The organism is Nonomuraea antimicrobica (assembly GCF_039536965.1).
Lineage (GTDB): Bacteria > Actinomycetota > Actinomycetes > Streptosporangiales > Streptosporangiaceae > Nonomuraea > Nonomuraea antimicrobica.
Genome location: NZ_BAAAZP010000256.1, coordinates 1 through 4,241, shown reverse-complemented (window position 1 = coordinate 4,241; position 4,241 = coordinate 1). Strand labels below are relative to the sequence as shown.

Below are 4,241 nucleotides of genomic sequence, written 5' to 3'. Positions count from 1 at the left end.
ATGAGGTCCAGCGGCAGGGCCGGGTCAGCGGCCAGGGCCTCGCTCATCGCTTCCGCGACCCGCACCGACACGTCCGGAGCCAGCCAGCCTGCGATCCGGTGCCGCGTGGCAGCCCGGTAGAGCGCGACAGCGTCCTCAAACGTGAACGCCACGTAGCCGAGCTGGCCGACCAGGCGCTGCAGGTCCTGGTCGATCAAGCGGGCCTGGTCGAAGCCGGCCAGCTCGACGACCTGACCGGGCGTCGGCGCGCCGACAACCTCGAGTGCGTCCTGGCCCGGCATCGGGCGGCCCTGCAGCCGCTGGCGGCGGCAGTCCATACACAACCGCGGGTCAGCGCAGCCGTGGCCGCTCTCGGCGGCGGTCATGCGACGGCCCTGCGCGATCGCAGTTTGGCCCGGGCCGCCTCCAGCTGCGCCCGGACCAGCGGTGCGCCGCGCTGGGTGGCCGCAGCCGGATCAGTCGATACCTGCTCAATGGCGTGCAGCGACAACGGCCGCCACCCGTTGTGCTTGGGCGGTTTAGCAAGTAACAGCTGTTCCAGCCGCCACCTGGCCACCGCGACCGGATGGTCGGCCCGCTCGACGCCAGCGAGGACGCGTCCGAGCTGGCGCGAGTCATAGCCGTACAGCAGCAGCGCGATCACGCTCGGGGTCAGATACCAAGGCAACGACCTGCGGGCCAGGAACGCGAGCGCAAGCTCTCCGTACCTGCTCGGGTAGCAGCCGATCAGGGCCAGCACCTGGGCGGGGGTGAGCCAAAAGTGCGCCTGCTCTGTTGGCGCAGGCAACGGCGGCAGCTTGGCGAGGCGCTGCAGGTCCGCGACGGTGGCCACCATCGCGGAGGACACGGACGGCTCGGCTGCACCCAAGTCGGAAGAGAAGGGGTGGTGAACTGGTTCTATCGGCCCTTCTCGAACAGATGTCCCGACCTGTGAGTTCTCGGCATTCAAGCAGGTCGCAACATGTGCGCCCTCCGATGAGATGTCAGGGTCGGAGGGCCGCTCGGTAGCCTGCTTGGCAGCCAGGGCGGCATCCAGCAGCACCCACGCCTCGTGCGGGGGAGGCAGCCGGTCCGGGGTGTCCACCACGACGAGCAGGTGCTGCCACTGCCCGCGCCCCACACAGCGGCGCACCTGCAGCAGGTGCCCCGCGTTGGCCAACTCAGAGTTGGCGGCGCGTAGCTGTCCTAGCGTCAGCCCGTAGGTGGCGGCGAGGTCGGCCCGCGCAACGCCAGGCATGGGGGGACGCGTCAGGTAGCGCAGTAACAGCCCGAGGCTGACCGGGCTGAGGTGCGTGGCCGCAGCCAACGCTTCCAGGGCGTCGCTGTGCATGTAGGCCAGGACGCAGGTTCTAGTCAAGGTCATGTGCAGCCCCACAAGGGCATGCGTGAAGAAGGCCCGTACGGGCTCGTGACCGCCGCCATGGCGTGTCGGTCGCCTTTCAGGAAGTGGATGAAGGGGCGGGGGCGGCATGCCGGTGCAGCCAAGCCACCAGTCGTTCGCGGGTGCGCGCGCTGGCCACGCCGTCGCGGGCGCGATACCACACCACCCTGGGCACGGTCAGGGCCTCTCGGGGGCGGGCGGGTCGGTCATCACAGCCCAGGGCAGCGATGCGAGGGGCAGCGGGGCAAGGATGAGGGGCTCCTCCGGAATCGTCCCGTGCGGTGCAAGGCCGACCAGTTGCAGCAGGTCTCGCAGTTCCCGCGCGGCATACTGCACGCTGCCGAGCCGGTCCCACGATTCAGCCAGCCCCCAGGTGGCGGTGCTGAGCAACGTCACCTGGGTACGGGCCAAGTCCCGCTCGTCGGCGACGTGTTCCACCTGGCGGCGCAGGTGGAGCTGTTCCTGAGTGGCAAGGTCGAGCTGGGCCTCCAGCGTCTCGACCTGGGTGTCCGCTGCCCGCAGTTGTCGCGACAACTCTCCGTTTTGGGCCAGTTGGTCGGAGACAATGCGTCGGGCGTCGTCGCGTTCGACGAGAAGGCGTTCGACCTCCCGATGGTGGTCCAGGATCAGGCGCACCTTGGTCCGCCGTAACAGGGCTGGCCGCCGGAGGGCCAGCGGCCTCATCCGGTTGCGCTCGTACTCTGGGCGCTGGGTGACTCCGGTGAACAGGCCGGTGAGAAAGCACGCTACGCCCACCGCAACGAGGGCCACAAAGAACACCAGCAGGTCGCTGCGCGCCAGTGTGATCATCTCTGCCGCCTCAGGAGCGCCGCCGCACGGGCCCGCCACTGGGCCGGGGTCGGCGGCTCGAAGGAGTGCGGCCGAGCCCGCTGGTGCAAAAGGATCAGGTCGTGGGTGACGGCGCGGTGGCCGCAGCGGCGACAACCGTCGGCGGGCGGAGGCGTACCCTCCGGCCACCTGATCACCAGCACCCGGCAGGCCCCTGGCGCCACGATGATCATGCCGCCCCCACGAGTGCCACCTGGGCGAACGGCTCGTGGCGGCCGGCCCAGCGTAAGCCATCCGGCAGTTCGTCCGGGCGCCACCAGTACGGCTCACCGGCGCGCACCGCCAGCCGCTGCACCGGCGCCACGCCGAGGCGCCGGTGCTGTACCCGGTAGATGCCTACCTGGTCCACCAGCTCGAGCACGTCGACGCGGGTCCAGCAGGCATCGCCGTTCTCCCATGCCACGTGCACGAGCCCGCCCAGGTCCTGGCGGTCGCGATAGGGCAGCAGCGAGACGTGGCCGCGGCCGCCATCGTGCCAGCGCGCCGCGATGTCGTCGGCCGCAGTGATGATGACTCCCCGCACATGGGTGCCGTGATGATGGCGGATCAGGGCCCCTACCGGCCAACGTGCGGCCAGCCGGGGAATGCGGGCGTGGGTCGTCACGCGACGCCTCTTCACGCCGCCCTCCACTGCACCGCTATGGCAGGGGCATCTGACCGATCGTCGCGGCTTGCCCGAGTGGTGAGGATGTCATCGATGACCTCGCCGCGGATCTGGTCAAGGAGGGCGACGGCTTCCCGCTGTGATGGGAGCGGGAATTCGTGCCCGCTGACGTGGTGGACAATGGACATGCGAAAGTCCCCCTTTCGGGGATCGGCCCCCACGAGCCCGGCACGGCCTGTGGGGGTTTCTGCGTTTCAGGACAGGCCCAGCAGGGCCAAGAGCTTGGCCGTGGGGACGGCGAGTTTGCGGCCGATGCGGATCGTGGGGATGTCGCCTCGTTTAGCTGCCTCATAGGAGGCAGCGCGTCCCAGCTCAAGCAGCTCTCCCGCACGGGGGACCGAGATGGTGGGCTCGATCTCTGGATTGGGGAGCAGGGAGCGCCGACGGCGGGACGTGGTCGCCATCAGCTGACCTGAGCAGCCGGTACCGCGGGTACCGCGGGGACGATCCGAACTAGTTCCACGTCGAGTTCACGAGCGATGGCGTGGAGGACTTTCATCGACGCCGGCCGGTTGCCCTCGATATGACCCATGGAGGAGCGAGTGATGCCGATGGCCTGAGCGACATCTGCCTGTGTTCGGCCACGCTCGCGGCGGATCTTCTTGATCGTCTCGCCGCTGTGGTTGATCTTCAGGAAAGCCATGGGTGCCAGAGTAGGCATCGTTACCAGATGTGGCAAATCCCGCGCGCCCGTTCTAATCCGTGAGTCAGAGAACTGGGTTCGACCTGGCCAAATAAGCCGGGCATACTGATTTCCTGATGTGGCATTGACGCCACATCTCGTGTCGGCAATGATCAGGCCGTCGCACCCTGTGCATGCATGCATGCACTGCGGCAAGCACAGGTCTGGTCACCAAGAGATCTGGCCGAAGGAGTGAGCCCAATGCCCGTCGGCCCCGAGTGGGTTCGTCTTGGCGACGCCCTCAAGGCCCGCCGGATCGAACTAGCGAGGACCGTGGATGCGAACTGGCGGTACCGCAACCGATTCGTTGCCACCCACCAGTTGGATTCCCGAACCACCGCCGACCTCGAAGAGGCGCGAAGAGGTAACTACAGCGACACCACAATCCGAAGAACCGAGCAGGCATACCGCTGGCGTCAAGGCTCCATCGCAGCCGTCTTGGCCGAGGGTGACCCCATGCCTGTCCCCGAGGATTTCAGTGACTCCGAGGCGCTGGGCGGCGAACGCCTCACCACCCAGCGCGTCCGCGTCAGCGAGAATCTGGAGCACATGATGGTCGCCGCGGCCGACGCCCTGGCCGACATGAGCGAGGAGGAACGCGCCCGGGCTGAGGCCGAGATGATCCGTGTCATGAAGAAGACGCTGCGTCAGATGGGGGCCGACAT

The 4,241-nt window shown here is 68.1% G+C and carries 7 protein-coding genes; 1 reads left to right on the top strand and 6 read right to left on the bottom strand.

The genetic code is table 11. The features are described 5' to 3' along the window. The 6 genes from ABD844_RS52290 to ABD844_RS52265 all read right to left on the bottom strand — a co-directional run. Positions 1–365, bottom strand: a 365-nt coding sequence (locus ABD844_RS52290) for a hypothetical protein (RefSeq protein ID WP_344897601.1), incomplete at its 3' end; no start/stop codon positions are given. After that, entirely contained in the window at positions 362–1,363 is a 1,002-nt protein-coding gene (locus ABD844_RS52285) for a hypothetical protein (protein ID WP_344897598.1), read from the bottom strand. The genes ABD844_RS52285 and ABD844_RS52290, both read right to left, overlap by 4 nt. Positions 1,364–1,558: 195 nt before the next feature. After that, positions 1,559–2,191: a hypothetical protein gene (locus tag ABD844_RS52280; RefSeq protein WP_344897595.1), complete on the bottom strand. Its 633-nt coding sequence runs from the start codon at positions 2,189–2,191 to the stop codon at positions 1,559–1,561. Positions 2,192–2,399: 208 nt separating this feature from the next. Further along, entirely contained in the window at positions 2,400–2,834 is a 435-nt protein-coding gene (locus tag ABD844_RS52275) for a hypothetical protein (RefSeq protein WP_344897593.1), read from the bottom strand. Between the two features lie 254 nt (positions 2,835–3,088). Then, positions 3,089–3,298 carry a hypothetical protein gene (locus ABD844_RS52270; protein ID WP_344897590.1) on the bottom strand — a complete coding sequence of 70 codons (210 nt, stop codon included), beginning with the start codon at positions 3,296–3,298 and terminating at the stop codon, positions 3,089–3,091. Further along, positions 3,298–3,537, bottom strand: coding sequence for a helix-turn-helix transcriptional regulator (locus tag ABD844_RS52265; protein WP_344897587.1), 240 nt, complete (start codon positions 3,535–3,537; stop codon positions 3,298–3,300). Before ABD844_RS52265 ends, ABD844_RS52270 begins: the two co-directional genes overlap by 1 nt. 240 nt (positions 3,538–3,777) lie before the next feature. Between ABD844_RS52265 and ABD844_RS52260 the strand changes: the two genes are divergently transcribed. Then, positions 3,778–4,241, top strand: a 464-nt coding sequence (locus ABD844_RS52260) for a hypothetical protein (RefSeq protein WP_344897584.1), incomplete at its 3' end; no start/stop codon positions are given.

Coding starts and splice junctions, on each gene's coding strand:
- ABD844_RS52285 (WP_344897598.1), bottom strand. CDS start 1,363: ATGACCTTGACTAGAACCTGCGTCCTGGCCTACATGCACAGCGACGCC.
- ABD844_RS52280 (WP_344897595.1), bottom strand. CDS start 2,191: ATGATCACACTGGCGCGCAGCGACCTGCTGGTGTTCTTTGTGGCCCTC.
- ABD844_RS52265 (WP_344897587.1), bottom strand. CDS start 3,537: ATGGCTTTCCTGAAGATCAACCACAGCGGCGAGACGATCAAGAAGATC.
- ABD844_RS52270 (WP_344897590.1), bottom strand. CDS start 3,298: ATGGCGACCACGTCCCGCCGTCGGCGCTCCCTGCTCCCCAATCCAGAG.